Raw genomic sequence first — 15,943 nt, 5'->3', positions numbered from 1 at the left:
AATGGTTCTTTTTTTCATGTCTATCAGACGACTTTTCATGGTGTGGGCCACTGTGATCTTCACACTCCCTCTCGCCAGCTTCGCGCAATCTCCTGCCAACCTGAATATGGCATGGCCGGTGAATGTCGGTGAGCTGAATCCCCATTTATACACACCGAACCAAATGTTCGCCCAGAGTATGGTTTATGAACCATTAGTACAGTATCAGGCGGATGGTCAGGTGAAGCCATGGCTGGCAACGCACTGGGATATTTCCAAAGATGGCCGGGTGTATACTTTTACACTGCGTCATGGTGTGCAGTTTTCCAATGGTGAACCATTCAACGCTCAGGCTGTTATTGCCAACTTTCATGCCGTTCTCGATAATAAAGCCCGGCATAGCTGGCTGGAGCTGGTGAATGAAATTCAAAGTATTCAGGCGACAGCCCCGGACAAAGTCGTGCTAACGCTGAAACATGCTTATTATCCGTTGTTACAGGAGCTGGCTCTGCCCCGTCCATTCCGGTTTATCGCGCCCTCTCAGTTTGTTAACGGCACAACCAAAAACGGCATAAAAAAGCCGATAGGAACCGGGCCGTGGGTTCTGAAAGAAACCCGCCATGCCCAGTATGACCGGTTTGAACGTAACCCGGATTATTGGGGAACAGCACCGGCTTACGAGCAAATCACGGTGAAAGTGATCGCCGATCCCACCAGCCGGGCAATGGCACTTCAAACCGGAGAAGTTGATCTGCTTTATGGCGCTAACGGGATTATTTCTCCGGACATGTTTGATCAACTCAGTCATTCAAGACGATGGGTCACAAAGGTCTCTGAACCAGCAGAAACATCAATGCTGGCGCTCAACAGTCAGAGATTTCCCACTAACGATCTGAGTGTCCGTCAAGCCATCAATCACGCGGTGAATAAAAAGATGCTGGTCCAAACAGTGCTGTATAACACCCAACAACCCGCCAAAACATTATTTGCCCCCAACATTCCTTATGCTGAGACTAAAATTCAACCCTATATCTTTGATTTAGATAAGGCCAGACAACTGCTTGAGCAAGATGGATGGCACCAGCCTGAACAGGGTTCAACCCGGATGAAAAACGGACAAACGCTGCAAATCGATCTGGTCTTTACCGGCACCAATGCGGTACAAAAATCTATGGCTGAAGTCATTCAGGGAGACTTACAACAGGCAGGAATTCAGGTTAATCTGGTTGCAGAAGAAGAGAGCAGTGTCTTTGCCCGGCAACGGGATGGACGATTTGGTATGATTTTTAATACCACATGGGGCGCTCCCTATGATCCTCACGCATTTATTGGTTCAATGCGGGTGCCCGCCCATGCAGATTATCAGGCACAAAAAGGCTTACCGGATAAACAGATCATCGACGCGCAAATTAAGCAGGTTCTTTTAACCACGGATGAAACCAAACGGCGGGAGCTCTACCACGAAATCATGACCCGTTTACACCATGATGCCGTTTATCTGCCGCTGGTCTGGATCAGCAGCTGGGCCATTGCATCGCCTTCCGTTGGCAATCTGCACTTTGCACCGATGACATCAGATATTCCACTACATCAGTTCACACCGGAAAATAAATAACATGCTGAACTTTGTACTCAAACGATTTGGGATGCTGATCCCGATGCTCTTTGCGGCTTCTGTTGTGATCTTCCTGTTACTCCGGCTTGGGCCGGGCGATCCGGCAATCGACTACCTGCGTCTGTCAAATCTGCCACCAACGCCGGAACTGGTGACAGAAATCCGGCATCAGCTCGGATTAGATCAACCGCTGATAATTCAGTATGGCCGCTGGATACAAGATGCAATTCATCTGGATTTTGGCCGGTCCTATGCGACGGGTCGTCCGGTGCTGGAAGAATTGTCTGACTATCTTCCGGCAACGCTGCAACTGGCAGGTGTTGCGATGGTTTTGATCGTGATCCCTTCCCTGTTTCTGGGGTTAATCGCTGCCCGCTATCGTAACCGTCTGCCCGATCATCTGATTCGGCTAATCGCACTACTGGGTGTTTCTGTGCCGAATTTCTGGCTGGCCTTTTTATTTGTCATGCTGTTCTCTGTAAAGCTGGGTTGGTTGCCCTCAATGGGTTATGGCAACTGGCGTCATCTGATTCTGCCAGCCATCAGTATTGCATTGATGTCTTTCTCAATTAATGCCCGGATGTTGCGGGCCAGTATTCTGGAGGTCTCGGGCCAGCGACATGTTTATTGGGCAAGATTGCGCGGGCTGAGTGAATCAGTGATTCAGCGCAATCATATCCTGCGTAATGCATTGCTGCCGGTCATTACACTACTTGGTATGCACTTCGGAGAACTACTTGGCGGTACACTGGTGATTGAATCCATCTTCAGCTGGCCGGGTGTGGGCAGATATGCGGTTTCTGCTGTATTTAACCGGGATTATCCGGTGATTCAGTGTGTCACCTTAATGATGGTTTTCGTCTTTGTTGTCTTTAATTTGCTGACGGATGTCGGTTACGCCTGGCTTGATCCACGAATTCGCCTGATGGCTGCGGAGGAAAACGGATGAAACAGACGAACCCGGTTATGTTGTACGGTGCCCCTGCCATCGCATTACTTCTGATATGTTGTGCCCTGTTCTCACCGTGGCTGCATCCTTACGATCCGACAGCGATTGATTTAATGCATCGCTTTCTGCCGCCATCACCACAGCACTGGCTGGGCACCGATCATCTGGGCCGGGATATCTTATCCCGGCTGATATGTGGCGCCTCCACATCATTAGGCTCTGTCATGGCGGCTATCGGGCTGATTATTCTTCTTGGGCTCCTCATGGGCGGCAGCGCCGGACTGCTCGGCGGACGATTCGATCAGCTACTGATGCGTTTTACTGATGTTTTCATGACCTTTCCCACGCTGATTTTGTCATTATTCATGATTGGCGTGCTGGGAACCGGGCTGACCAATGTCATTATCGCTATCGCTTTATCACACTGGCCCTGGTATGCACGGATTGTCCGGAGTATCGTGCTGGGCATCCGACACCGGGAATATATGCTGTCAGCCCGGTTATCCGGCGCCAGTCGCCCGGCGATTTTCTACCGGCATTTACTGCGGCCCGTCAGTGCACAACTGTGCGTGCTGGCGACACTCGATGTCGGTCATATGATGCTGCATGTCGCCGGTATGTCATTTCTCGGATTGGGTGTTCAGGCACCTACACCTGAATGGGGCGTGATGATCAATGATGCGCGTCAGTATATGCAGACTCAGCCTCAGTTAATTTTCTGGCCGGGACTGTCACTATTATTGAGTGTCCTGAGTTTTAATTTGTTGGGTGATCGGTTCCGCGATTATCTCGATCCACATATCCAGAGGGAACATTCACATTGAAATCACAAACTTTAACGATCGATCGTCTGTCTGTCCGCTCTCAGGATCAGACACTTGTGAATGAACTTTCCCTGACACTCCGTCAGGGACAGACACTCGCTCTGATTGGCAGTAGCGGCAGCGGGAAATCACTGACTCTGGCTGCGGCATTAGAGTTACTGCCTGCAGGTGTAACAAAGACCAGCGGCACCATCCGGCTGGGCCAGCAGGCAGTCAGCGGTCATCAACTGCGGGGAAAAACGGTTACTTCAGTGCTGCAAAATCCCCGTAGCGGTTTTAATCCGGTCCGGACTATCGGACAACATGCAAAAGAAACGATGCAGGCAGCAGGCCATATCATCAATAAACAGCAGATGAATCTGAGAATCGAAACCGCCTTTACAGAAGTCGGGCTTGAGAATGCAACACAATTGTTGCGTTTGTACCCGTTTGAAATGAGTGGCGGTATGCTGCAACGCGTCATGATTGCATTTGCTTTGCTGAGCGGCTCACCCTTTCTGTTTGCTGATGAGCCGACGACTGATTTAGATATGCTGACACAGGCCAAAGTATTAAATATTCTGGAACGTCAGGTTCAGGAACATCAGCTTGGATTAATGCTGGTTACCCATGATATGGGGGTTGTCGCACGTCTGGCTGATGAAGTTGCCGTCATTCAGCAGGGAAAAATTATTGAAACAGGGCGGGTTGAGAAAATTTTCTGGCATCCGGAGCATGAAACAACGCGTGAACTGATAAAAGCGCATCTGGCTCTCTATCCTGAAATAATGATGGAGGCTGTATGTTAATTGAGACATGTCATCTTCATCATACTTATCAGCGTCATCCCTTGTTTCAGCATCCCATCACCCGGCGTGTTCTGCAGGATGTTAATCTGCAAATCAGACCGGGAGAAACACTGGCCTTAGTGGGTGGCAGCGGTAGTGGAAAAAGTACACTGGCCCGCTTGCTGTGCGGTCTTGAAAAACCGTCACAGGGTAAAGTACTGTACCAGAAACAGGATATCGCTCATTTGACACCATCGGACAAAAAAGCATTTCAGCGCGATGTGCAGATGGTCTTTCAGGACTCGTTCAGTGCCGTTGATCCAAACTTTACCGTCGGGGAAATCATTCAGGAGCCGCTGGATTATCTGACCCAGATGAACATCCGGGAAAAAGAACAGCGGGTTCTGGCGTTACTGGCGCTTGTCGGATTGAGCCATGCTGATCGCATCAGGAAACCACATCAAATGAGCGGCGGACAGCTGCAGCGGGTCTGTCTGGCCCGGGCACTTGCCCCCTCCCCGTCTTTGATTATTCTCGATGAATCACTTTCGGGTCTGGACCGCTTACTCCAGTCACAACTGATGAAGTATCTACAGCAAATCCAGCAGCAAACCGGCGTTGCTTATCTGTTTATTACCCATGACCTGCGCTTGGTTCACCTGTTTTGTCAACATGTCGTGGTGATGCATCAGGGATCGATTGTTGAGTGTCAGGCGGTATCCGGACCACTGCAATTCAACCACCCGGCCGCCAAAGCATTACAGGACGCAATTTTACCGCCATTTCCGGTGCGCCCGGCAGAACACAAAAACAGTCAACTCCGGGAGTGATGCATCATCTTTCCGGATGATGACGCTTACGGATGAATCCTTTCCATTGTGCCTGCCAGCGTGGAAAGCGTATGGCCAGCAAAATGCCGCCAAGCACACCATAGATAAAGGCATCCTGATAACTGGCCCGGACTTGCCAGAACAGGTGAATCCAGGCCAAGACCAGAGCCGGATAAATCAGACGGTGAAGTTGCTGCCATCGCTTACCCAGCCGCTTCATCCAGCCTTGCGTCGAGGTCACCCCCAAAATAATCAACATCAAAATCGCTGGTGCACCCGCCAGAATATAGGGACGGTGGACGATTTCACTCCCCAGCATCAGCAAGTTGCCCCCCAGAATAAACTGGTAGTAAGCCAACAGATGCAACACCGCATAAAACAACGAAAACAAACCCAACATTCTGCGGTGTATCATCAGCCAACGCCATTTCAGGTAACGGACCAGCGGAGAAACCGCCAGAGTAATCAGCAGAAAACGTAATGCCCACTGACCGGTTTCCCAGACAATGGTCTTGGCGGGATCAGCGCCCAGTGTCTGATGAACCGCACCGACAACCAATGCAATAGCCGGCAAACATGCTGCGAAGAAAATAACCCAACGGCGAATCGTCACTGACATATTGATATCCTGTACTCCATATTAAGATCGGCTGACCGCGACCGGCCTGACACCCGAAAGTCAGTCCGGGACGCTGAATCAGTAATTCCGGGATAAATCCATCCCTTCATACAATGAAGCCACTTCATCATAACCATTAAATAGCTGAGTCGGGATAATATTGGGCTTGAAAAGACCGGAGGGTAATCGCCTTTCCTCTTTCTGAGTCCAGCGGGGATGATCAACATTTGGATTCACATTGGCGTAAAAACCATATTCCTGCGGCGCGATCTGGCTCCATGTCGTTGGCGGTTGTTTCTCTGTCAGCTCAATTTTGACGATTGACTTAATACTTTTAAACCCATATTTCCATGGCACCACCAACCGGAAAGGCGCACCATTCTGATTAGGTAATGTTTTTCCATACAGCCCGACAGCCATCAGAGTCAGCGGATGCATGGCTTCATCGATTCTCAGACCTTCAACATAAGGCCACTTAATCGTACTGAAACGACTCTTCTGTGCCGGCATCTGCTCCGGACGCACAACCGTGGTAAATGCAACATACTTTGCCCGGCTGGTCGGCTCAAAGCGCTTCAGTAATGAAGCCAGCGGAAATCCAATCCACGGAATCACCATCGACCAGGCTTCAACACAACGAAGGCGGTAAATTCGTTCTTCGAGCTGAATACCTTTCAGTAAATCTTCCAGATGATAATGACCGGGCTTGGCGACCTCTCCGGCAATTTCAACCTGCCACGGAAACGGCGCAAACTCACCAGACAATCTGGCGGGTTCACGTTTACTAAAACCAAATTCATAAAAATTATTGTATTCAGTCACTGTTGAATAAGGTGTGAGTTTATCCTTGATAAGCTGTTCATGACTCTGTGAATTCTGAATTTGTTGCTTCAGCCACGCAGGTGTTTGCGGATGAAAAGAACCATCCTGATTGTCTGGCGCTGCAGTAACCATTCCGGAAGGAAGCATCGCACCAGCCCCAAGCATAAACGCACCTTTCATAAACTGGCGTCTTGCCTGATAAATCGCTTCGGGTGTCACATCTGCTTCTGTGAGTTGTGGCTTTCTCTTAATTAACATGATTACTCCCCATGATGGATGAATACATGAAAAATCTGACTCTGGTCTTAATTAGACGTCCCCGTAGCAGAAAAATTACACACTGTATAAAAAAAGCACCGGATATAAGCTAATATCAAAAAAAACATACTCATAAATACGCATAACAAGTCACTCTCCAGACCGACTTTCTTCAGGAAGAAGACTATTTTAAGGAGCACAACGTCATGCCAGGTTCTCAGTACCTTAATCATATTTCTATTAAAACGCGCTTTATTTTTTCAATGTGTGGTTTATTGCTCATCTCTCTGGGTATCATTATCTTCGTCAATCAGTACCTGAATAAGTCACTGGCACAGGAAAGGGTACTTAATGTTGAATTACCCGCTCAGGTACAGAAAGCCGGTAATAAGATTTTAGCCGATCTGAAAGCTCCGATTACTGAAGGGATTGCATTTGCCAATGCCACGTATGTGACAGACTACCTTACCGGCGACACTTCCCATGTTTCTGAGCAAACCATGATCAGATATATGTCTGATTTACGCCAGCGAACCGGGAGCGCCAGTATTTTTTTATCTTCAGCGAAAAATAATCAGGTTATTTATGCCGCTGGTGATGGGATCAACAAAAAAACTTTAAGCCGCAATGACTCAGACGATCAATGGTTTTATCAGTTTATTGACTCAGGAAAACCTTATGCCATCAATCTGGATACTTCCGGGTTTAACGGCAAAACATTTCTCTATATTAATGTTCGTTCCGAGCGACGGGGGCAGCTCGTCGGTGTCAGTGGATTATCACTGGATATTACCAATCTCAGCAAAACAATCGGGCAATACCATTTCGGTAATAATGGCTATGTTTTTATTACGGATCCACAAGGAAAAATATCTATTCACGGCAATGTCAGCCTGATAGGAAAATCGATCAGTCAAATAGATAACGGCACTGACTTTACTCAGGTCATAACTCAGGCGATGAAAGGTCAGACAGCCCGGACAGATTTCAGGGTTCACGAGGATGAATGGCTTGCAGCCGCTTACTATATTCCGGAGATTAACCGGATTATTTTCGCCTGCATGCCAGCTCAGGAAGTGTTCGCTGCATATGATGCGAACCGGAGAAACACTATGTTAATCAGCGGACTGATTATTCTGCTCTCTCTGGGACTAACCATATGGTTTTCCGGCTCAATTGTGGATCCGATTCGTCAGGTCAGTTCACAAATTACAAAAATCGCGCAGAATAAAAATTTATCAGCCAGAATCAACGTCAATGATCAGGCTGAAATCGGGCAGCTGGCGCAATGTTTTAACCAGTTTATCAATGCCTTGAGTGACTCTTTTTCCATCGTCCGTACCAGCGCTTTACAAGTTGAGCACTCCGCTTATCACAATGCCGAAGCTTCAAAGAACATCAGTGAGCAAATTATTGCGCAGCAACAATCCATGCAAACGCTCAATCAGGAGTTTAAGGCGATTACCGAAGAATCTGATGCAATTGATCAATCCGCAGAAAAAGCGGCAGACTTTTCAAAGCACATCGTTGAGAGCATGAATCACGTCCAGCATTCAATCACCCATTCGACTCAGGAAATGACGCAACTCAGTCATGAAATTGGTCAATCATCAGAAATTATTGAAGAAGTTGCCAGAGATGTAGAAAGTATTAACTCGATTGTTGATGTCATTTCATCCATTTCTGACCAAACGAATCTGCTGGCCCTGAATGCAGCAATTGAAGCCGCCAGAGCGGGTGATGCCGGCCGGGGATTTGCGGTTGTTGCTGATGAAGTCAGGGCTTTGTCACTGCGAACTAATGAGTCAACCAGCGAAATACGCGAAAAAATTGATCGCCTTCAGGCCCAGAGTCATCAGGCAACTCAGTCGATGCAGGCGTGTCTGGATATCACTGCAACCTGTGTGAACGGAATAGAAGAATCCAGCAGGGAACTGAACAACTCCGTTAAGGAAGTTCATTCTATTTCTCAACAACTGGAAATGATTGCCGGGTTAACTGATCGACAAAACAGCGCGATTCAGGAAATCGATGTGGTCATCAGCCAGGTTTCGGAACTTTGCGATGCTCACCAGCTCAGCGCGCAGGAAACTTCAGAGTCGAGTCAGGAATTTGTTGGCGCGGCACAGTCGGTCAGTCAGCAGGTGGAACAGTTTAAGTTCTGAAACAAACGGAGTTCTCACGGACTGAATACTCGTTTTGAGTTCGTTCATGGGAGACGATCAAAAAGAGCGCCTAACGGCGCTCTTTCACTACTTTATTTTAAAAACACTTGATAGTTTGAAACGAATTCATGGTTGTTTAAACGAATCGGCTATCAAAGCTGTCTCATCATTCTTTATTTTCGATGAGTGTTTTACCGTTAATGGCAATTTTCCGGGGCTGCATGGCTTCAGGAATTTCACGTTCCAGATCCACATGAAGCAAACCATTTTCCATGGTCGCACCGGTCACTTTGACATAATCCGCTAACTGGAATTTACGCTCGAAGTTTCGTTCAGCAATACCTTGATAGACATATGTTTTTTCGTCTTCAGGCTGACGTTCGCCCCGGACAAGTAAGGTATTTTCCTGTTGGGTAATTTCCAGCTCAGCGTCTGCAAATCCGGCGACTGCCATGGTGATTCGGTACTGATTTTCTGATTTTTGTTCAATATTGTATGGCGGATAACCAGCAGAAGCATTTTTTGCATTTGCTGTTTCCATCATGTTGAACAAACGGTCGAAACCAATAGCATTACGGTATAAAGGAGTGAAATCGATGGTTCTCATAGTCCTATCCTCTTTAATGAAGCAATAGGTCCGGCTTTTCAGGTTTAGCCAGACATTGAACAACCTATTCATTCGACATAGGTGTCAATTATTCGTATTTAATCATGTCACCAGCAATCTTCTCTTCTGAGCAAGTTGTGGTCACTGTTTCCGAGGCCCTTGCGGCATCCTCTTCACTTTCATATATAAGATCGTTTTTTCCGGATTCAAGGGATCGTAAGAAAAAAATTAAAAAAAATTTTCCACCAATAAAAAACAACCGCCCTGATCAAGAGCGGTTGTTTTTTTAAGATCAGGTTCCAAACGTGTTATACGTCCAGATTAGCCACCTTCAGCGCATTATCTTCAATAAATGCCCGACGAGGTTCAACCTGATCCCCCATCAATGTGGTAAACAGTTCATCAGCATTTAAAGCATCATCGATCGTCACCTGCATCATGCGGCGGGTTTCAGGATCCATCGTTGTTTCCCAAAGCTGATCAGGGTTCATTTCACCTAATCCTTTGTAACGCTGAATCGCCAAACCACGGCGGGATTCTTTCACCAGCCACTGCAATGCATCGGCAAAACTGCTTACGGGCTGTTTACGCTCACCACGCTGAATATAAGCACCATCTTCAATCAAATCATTCAGGGCTTCTGACAGAGATGCCAGAGAACCATATTCTTTCGAATTCAACAGATCGATACTCAGCGGATACTCGTGGCTGACACCGTGGGTCCGGACGCAAATCTTAGGACAATACACACCGATTGCTTCGTGGAATTCGATCTCATAAGTATACTGGCTGGCACCGACTTCTTTCGTATTCAACTGCTCAACGAGCGTCTTCGACCAGCGCTCAACAAGCTCTGCATTCCGGCAATCCGCTTCTGTCAGACGAGACACGTAGATAAACTCGTGAATCAGCGCCCTTGGATAGCGACGGCTCATGCGCTCTACCAGCTTGATCGCAGCATTATACTGCTGGACCAGGACTTCCAGTTGTGCACCAGCCAGGGCAGGCGCGTCAGGATTCACATGCAGTGATGCATTATCCATCGCCAGAGCAATCTGATACTGACTCATCGCATCTTCATCTTTAATGTACTGTTCCTGCTTACCTTTCTTCACTTTATATAGCGGAGGCTGAGCAATATAGATATAACCACGTTCAATCAGCTCAGGCATTTGACGATAGAAGAAGGTCAGCAATAGTGTCCGGATATGAGAACCATCGACATCGGCATCAGTCATAATAATGATGTTGTGATAACGCAGTTTTTCCGGGTCATACTCGTCACGGCCAATACCACAACCTAATGCTGTAATCAGTGTCGCCACTTCCTGAGAAGACAGCATTTTATCAAAGCGTGCTTTCTCGACGTTCAGAATCTTACCTTTCAGCGGCAGAATCGCCTGATTCTTCCGGTTACGGCCTTGTTTTGCAGAACCACCAGCAGAATCACCCTCCACAATATAGAGTTCAGACAGCGCCGGATCTTTTTCCTGACAGTCTGCCAGTTTTCCGGGTAAGCCGGCTAAATCAAGCGCCCCTTTACGACGGGTCATCTCACGGGCTTTACGCGCTGCTTCACGGGCACGGGCGGCATCAATAATCTTTGAGCAAACCGTTTTCGCTTCATTCGGATGTTCAACCAAAAATTCAGACAGCTTTTCACCCATGGCAGATTCCACAGCCGATTTCACTTCTGAAGACACCAGTTTGTCTTTGGTCTGGCTGGAGAATTTTGGATCTGGAACTTTGACAGAGATAACCGCCGTTAAACCTTCCCGCGCATCATCACCGGAAGTCGCTGTTTTCGCCTTCTTCGAATAGCCTTCTTTATCCATGTAAGTATTGAGCGTTCGGGTTAAAGCCGCCCGGAAACCTGCCAGGTGAGTTCCGCCATCCCGCTGAGGGATGTTATTGGTAAAGCAGAAAATACTTTCCTGGAAACCATCGTTCCATTGCATCGCAACTTCAACCGAAATACCGTCTTCACGTTCATGATTAAAGTGAAAAACTTTCGGGTGGATTGGCGTTTTATTACGGTTCAGGTGTGTCACAAATGCCTGAATACCACCTTCATACATATAGTGGTCTTCTTTGCCATCCCGTTCATCAACGAGGTTAATCGACACGCCAGAGTTAAGGAATGACAGCTCCCGCAGACGCTTAGCCAGAATCTCATAATGGAATTCAATATTGGTAAACGTCTCTTCACTTGGCCAGAAACGAATCTGAGTTCCTGTTTTATCCGTCTCTCCAATCACGGCTAACGGAGCCTGTGGCACACCGTGATGATAAGTTTGGGTATGAACAGAACCACTGCGGTGAATTGTCAGAACGACTTTTTCAGACAGAGCATTAACAACGGAAACACCAACACCGTGCAAACCGCCGGAGACTTTATAGGAATTGTCGTCAAATTTACCACCAGCATGAAGAACAGTCATAATGACTTCTGCCGCAGAAACATTCTCTTCAGGATGCATTTCAGTCGGAATACCACGGCCATCATCGGTGACAGAAACAGAATTATCTTCATGGATAGTGACGACGATATCCTGACAGTAACCTGCTAACGCTTCATCAATCGAGTTATCCACCACCTCAAAAACCATGTGGTGCAAACCTGTTCCGTCATCTGTATCACCGATGTACATCCCCGGACGCTTTCTGACCGCATCCAGACCCTTCAGTACTTTAATACTTGATGAATCGTAATTATCTGACATGAGTTACTCTCTTTATGTTTATCCCTGCTCTATCCGGCCTTGTTCCATATGGAACATTTTACTGTCTGACATCACCATGTCATCCACCTGGCTTTGCGTAATAGAACTTACAAAAACCTGAGCTCCGGTCGCTTTAAAACAATCCGCCAGTAATTTACGGCGCTCGCTGTCCAGCTCCGAAGCAAAATCATCAATAAGATAGATACACTGTTTTCCGGTCAAAGAAGTGAGATGCTGTCCCTGAGCAACCCTGAGCGCACAAACCATTAGTTTCAGCTGCCCTCTGGATAAAATATCTTCAACCGGTGTGCCATTGACCCGAATCCGCAAATCGGCTTTATTCGGACCACTAAACGTATATCCTAACATTTTATCGCGCTCAAAGTTTCTTTCGAGCAGCTCCCGATAAGATGTTTCTTTGTCCCAGCCACGGTAGTATTGCAGCCGGATATCAAATTCAGGTAAAAAGTCCTGACACAGACTTTCCGTACCTGTTTTTATCTGTTCAACATAACCGGCCCGCCACGTATCGATTTGTTCCGCAAGACTTGAGAGCTCAGCATCCCAGTATTGCATTTCCCGATAAGAGGTTGCCGTTTTTAATAAGGCATTTCGCTGTTTGTTTAAGCGACGAAAACGCCCCCAGGACTCAAAAAAAGCAGGGACGGAATAAAAAACACCCCAGTCAATAAAAGCCCGGCGCTGTTTCGGACCATCAGTCAATAACTCAAAACCTTCAGGATGAATCAGCTGTAGCGGTAATACCTGAGTCAGCTGAGATAACTTCTGGCCGGACAATCCGCCTATTTTAACCTCAACCGCACCATCACGCTGCTTATTAATTCCGATAGGTGTCTCAATTTGTTCTGAATTGAGCAACCGGCCATGAACAAACAGCTCCTGACATGCATTCTGAATCACCCTGCCGGTTAAAGAACTACGGAATGAACGCCCGTACCCGAGCATATACAAAGCTTCCAGAAGGCTGGTTTTGCCGCTACCGTTCGGCCCGATAAGAAAGTTAAAGCCTGATGACAATTCAATATCACAGGCTTTAATATTCCTAAACTGTTGAATCATGAGACGAGTCAGTGGCATAGATAAACCAATTACAAACGAATCGGCATCACAACGTACATCGCACTTTCATCGTCAGGGTTTTCAATCAGGGTACTGGCCACTGAGTCTGACATTGAGAAACGAACCTGCTCACTTTTCAGGGTATTCAGAACATCAAGTAAGTAGCTGACATTAAAACCGATTTCAATCTCAGTACCTTCATATTCAACATCCAGCATTTCTTCTGCTTCTTCCTGCTCCGGGTTATTCGCTGTCATGCGCATTTCATTGTTATGGATACTCAAACGCACTCCCCGAAACTTTTCATTCGACAGAATCGCAACACGGGAAAATGAATGGCGAAGTACATCGCAAGGCGCCGTCAGCGTCTTATTCGTTTGCTGTGGCATCACCCGGCGATAATCAGGAAAACGGCCATCAATCAACTTGGATGTAAAGATAAACTCATTCACTGTGATCCGGATATTCGCGTTACCGATTTGCAGCATCACAGGTTCTTCGGGCGCATCCAGTAACTTCACCAGTTCCAGAATCCCTTTACGCGGTACAATAATCTGTAAAGGGTTTAACGGCTCGTCCAGAGTCATCTGGGCGACAGCCATCCGGTGCCCATCCGTCGCAACCGTCCTGAGTGTTGTATCTTCAATATCAAACAACATGCCATTCATATAATAGCGAACATCCTGGTTCGCCATAGAAAACTGGGTTTTCTCGATCAGACCACGTAGCTTTGCCTGAGGCAAAGACACAGAAAGCTCACTCTGCCAGTCCTCAATATTGGGAAATTCAGCTGCTGGTAAGGTTGCCAGAGAGAAACGGCTGCGCCCGGAGCGGATTAACAGCCGGGTATCATCCAGCGTGACAGATAAAGAAGCTGAGTCAGGTAATCCACGGCAAATATCCAGAAACTTACGCCCCGGCACCGTCACGCTGCCGCCTTCAACCTCGCCTTCAAGGTTCACTTTACCGATCAGCTCTACTTCCAGATCGGTTGCTGTGAGCATTAACGTATTCTCTTCAACTGTCAGCAAAATATTATTGAGAATAGGGAGTGTCGTCCGTCCGCCAACGGTACCGGAGACTTGCTGAAGGGGTTTGATTAACTGACTGCGCTCAATAGTAAATTTCATAATTTGCTCTTCAGTGATGAAAATCGAATGTTCTCTGTCAATTGCAAAAATCCAGAACGATCAGCATTAAGAGGATAAAGTCCGGATCAGATTTGAATAATCTTCCTTGATGTCATGACTTTCTTCTCTGAGCTGTTCAATTTTTCGGCAGGCATGGAGTACCGTGGTATGATCACGCCCGCCAAACGCATCACCTATCTCAGGTAAGCTGTGGTTCGTCAGTTCTTTCGCCAGCGCCATAGCCAGCTGTCTTGGGCGGGCAACAGAACGGGAACGACGTTTCGACAAGAGATCTGCCACTTTGATTTTATAATATTCAGCGACTGTTTTCTGAATATTATCAATGGTCACCAGCTTCTCCTGCAATGCCAGCAAGTCACGCAGTGCCTCACGGACAAAATCGATCGTAATCGGACGACCGGTAAAGTTTGCATTTGCAATTACCCGGTTTAAAGCACCTTCAAGCTCGCGCACATTAGAACGTAATCTTTTGGCGATAAAAAATGCCACTTCGTCCGCCAGATGAATTTGGTGGTCTTCAGCCTTCTTCATCAAAATCGCCACCCGGGTTTCGAGTTCCGGAGGCTCAATAGCAACCGTCAACCCCCAGCCAAAGCGTGATTTCAACCGATCTTCTACACCACTAATCTCTTTAGGATAGCGGTCAGATGTCAGAATAATTTGCTGATTACCTTCCAGCAGGGCATTAAAAGTGTGAAAGAATTCTTCCTGAGAGCGCTCTTTATTGGCGAAAAACTGAATATCATCGATCAGCAACGCATCAACACTTCGATAATAACGCTTGAATTCTTCGATCGCATTGTTTTGCAATGCTTTTACCATGTCCTGAACAAAGCGCTCAGAATGCATATAAACCACTTTTGCATTGCGGTTATGATCAATGATTGCATTACCTACAGCATGCAATAAATGCGTTTTACCTAAACCCGTACCACCATAAAGGAACAATGGGTTATAAGCCGCACCGGGGTTATCGGCCACCTGCTTTGCAGCCGCAAGACCCAGCTGGTTCGATTTACCTTCAACAAAATTATTAAATTTATGCTTGGGGTTTACATTAGAACGGTAGTTCATTTCAACCGGCGCTGAATCATCATCCCAGGTTTTATGAACAGGCTTTCGGGCCTGAAGCTGAGCAGGCGCAGAAGACTCAGCAGCCACATCTGCGGGCGTACGGACAGCCCGTTTTACCGGTTCAGAAACCGGCTTACTTCCGACTTCAAACCGAAGACTTGGCATGTCATTGCCACAGTGCTCATTTAATAAACGATTGATACTGTGTAAATAACGATCCCGTACCCAGTCAAGCACGAAACGGTTCGGGGCGTATAAAGTGAGAGTATTGTCATCCAACTCGGCTTGTAAAGGCCGAACCCACATACTGAACTCTGTCGCAGGCAGTTCTTCCTGTAGCTGTTGCATACATTGCAACCAAAGAGAAGATGACACGGTTCCCTCACTCAAAGTAGATAAGTTGATAAAGATTGGCAATTCTACCTTTTGATCATGCAGATCGCCAGTAAATGATCTCAATTCCGGTGAAGAAGATCCAAG

13 protein-coding genes are annotated in these 15,943 nt (G+C 47.1%); 6 read left to right on the top strand and 7 right to left on the bottom strand.

What is annotated here, in order from left to right; all coding sequences use genetic code 11:
• Positions 1-16: 16 nt before the first annotated feature.
• The 5 genes from nikA to nikE are packed head-to-tail and all read left to right on the top strand — an operon-like array spanning position 17 to position 4,964.
• The gene (nikA, locus tag OCV29_RS00160; RefSeq protein WP_073604410.1) at positions 17-1,594 is read left to right on the top strand and encodes a nickel ABC transporter substrate-binding protein; all 1,578 of its coding nucleotides are present in this window, start codon (positions 17-19) and stop codon (positions 1,592-1,594) included.
• A gap of 1 nt (position 1,595) precedes the next feature.
• Positions 1,596-2,543 (top strand): nickel ABC transporter permease subunit NikB, encoded by a 948-nt coding sequence (nikB, locus tag OCV29_RS00155; protein WP_073604409.1) that lies wholly within the window; start codon positions 1,596-1,598, stop codon positions 2,541-2,543.
• Complete coding sequence (nikC, locus tag OCV29_RS00150) at positions 2,540-3,367, top strand: nickel ABC transporter permease subunit NikC (RefSeq protein ID WP_073604408.1); 828 nt, start codon at positions 2,540-2,542, stop codon at positions 3,365-3,367. The genes nikB and nikC overlap by 4 nt, the downstream gene beginning before the upstream one ends.
• The gene (locus tag OCV29_RS00145; RefSeq protein ID WP_073604407.1) at positions 3,364-4,155 is read left to right on the top strand and encodes an ATP-binding cassette domain-containing protein; all 792 of its coding nucleotides are present in this window, start codon (positions 3,364-3,366) and stop codon (positions 4,153-4,155) included. The genes nikC and OCV29_RS00145 overlap by 4 nt, the downstream gene beginning before the upstream one ends.
• Positions 4,149-4,964, top strand: a complete 816-nt coding sequence (gene nikE, locus OCV29_RS00140; RefSeq protein ID WP_073604406.1) for a nickel import ATP-binding protein NikE — start codon at positions 4,149-4,151, stop codon at positions 4,962-4,964. The genes OCV29_RS00145 and nikE overlap by 7 nt, the downstream gene beginning before the upstream one ends.
• Positions 4,965-4,968: 4 nt before the next feature.
• On the opposite strand, the gene OCV29_RS00135 is transcribed toward nikE, so the two are convergent.
• Complete coding sequence (locus tag OCV29_RS00135) at positions 4,969-5,583, bottom strand: protein-methionine-sulfoxide reductase heme-binding subunit MsrQ (RefSeq protein WP_073604405.1); 615 nt, start codon at positions 5,581-5,583, stop codon at positions 4,969-4,971.
• Positions 5,584-5,661: 78 nt separating this feature from the next.
• Complete coding sequence (gene msrP / locus OCV29_RS00130; RefSeq protein ID WP_073604404.1) at positions 5,662-6,663, bottom strand: protein-methionine-sulfoxide reductase catalytic subunit MsrP; 1,002 nt, start codon at positions 6,661-6,663, stop codon at positions 5,662-5,664.
• A gap of 206 nt (positions 6,664-6,869) precedes the next feature.
• Between msrP and OCV29_RS00125 the strand changes: the two genes are divergently transcribed.
• Complete coding sequence (locus OCV29_RS00125; protein ID WP_073604403.1) at positions 6,870-8,828, top strand: methyl-accepting chemotaxis protein; 1,959 nt, start codon at positions 6,870-6,872, stop codon at positions 8,826-8,828.
• Between the two features lie 166 nt (positions 8,829-8,994).
• On the opposite strand, the gene OCV29_RS00120 is transcribed toward OCV29_RS00125, so the two are convergent.
• From OCV29_RS00120 to dnaA, 5 genes are all read right to left on the bottom strand, one after another.
• Positions 8,995-9,435, bottom strand: a complete 441-nt coding sequence (locus tag OCV29_RS00120) for an Hsp20 family protein (protein WP_073604402.1) — start codon at positions 9,433-9,435, stop codon at positions 8,995-8,997.
• Positions 9,436-9,743: 308 nt separating this feature from the next.
• Complete coding sequence (gene gyrB, locus OCV29_RS00115) at positions 9,744-12,158, bottom strand: DNA topoisomerase (ATP-hydrolyzing) subunit B (protein WP_073604401.1); 2,415 nt, start codon at positions 12,156-12,158, stop codon at positions 9,744-9,746.
• A gap of 18 nt (positions 12,159-12,176) precedes the next feature.
• The gene (gene recF / locus OCV29_RS00110; protein WP_073604400.1) at positions 12,177-13,256 is read right to left on the bottom strand and encodes a DNA replication/repair protein RecF; all 1,080 of its coding nucleotides are present in this window, start codon (positions 13,254-13,256) and stop codon (positions 12,177-12,179) included.
• An 11-nt stretch (positions 13,257-13,267) separates the two neighbouring features.
• Positions 13,268-14,368: a DNA polymerase III subunit beta gene (dnaN, locus tag OCV29_RS00105; protein ID WP_073604399.1), complete on the bottom strand. Its 1,101-nt coding sequence runs from the start codon at positions 14,366-14,368 to the stop codon at positions 13,268-13,270.
• A 66-nt stretch (positions 14,369-14,434) separates the two neighbouring features.
• Complete coding sequence (gene dnaA, locus OCV29_RS00100; protein WP_073604453.1) at positions 14,435-15,838, bottom strand: chromosomal replication initiator protein DnaA; 1,404 nt, start codon at positions 15,836-15,838, stop codon at positions 14,435-14,437.
• Positions 15,839-15,943 lie beyond the last annotated feature (105 nt).

The sequence above is a fragment of the Vibrio aerogenes genome (genome assembly GCF_024346755.1).
Taxonomy (GTDB): Bacteria; Pseudomonadota; Gammaproteobacteria; order Enterobacterales; family Vibrionaceae; genus Vibrio; species Vibrio aerogenes.
This window is presented reverse-complemented; position numbering and strand designations above follow the sequence as displayed.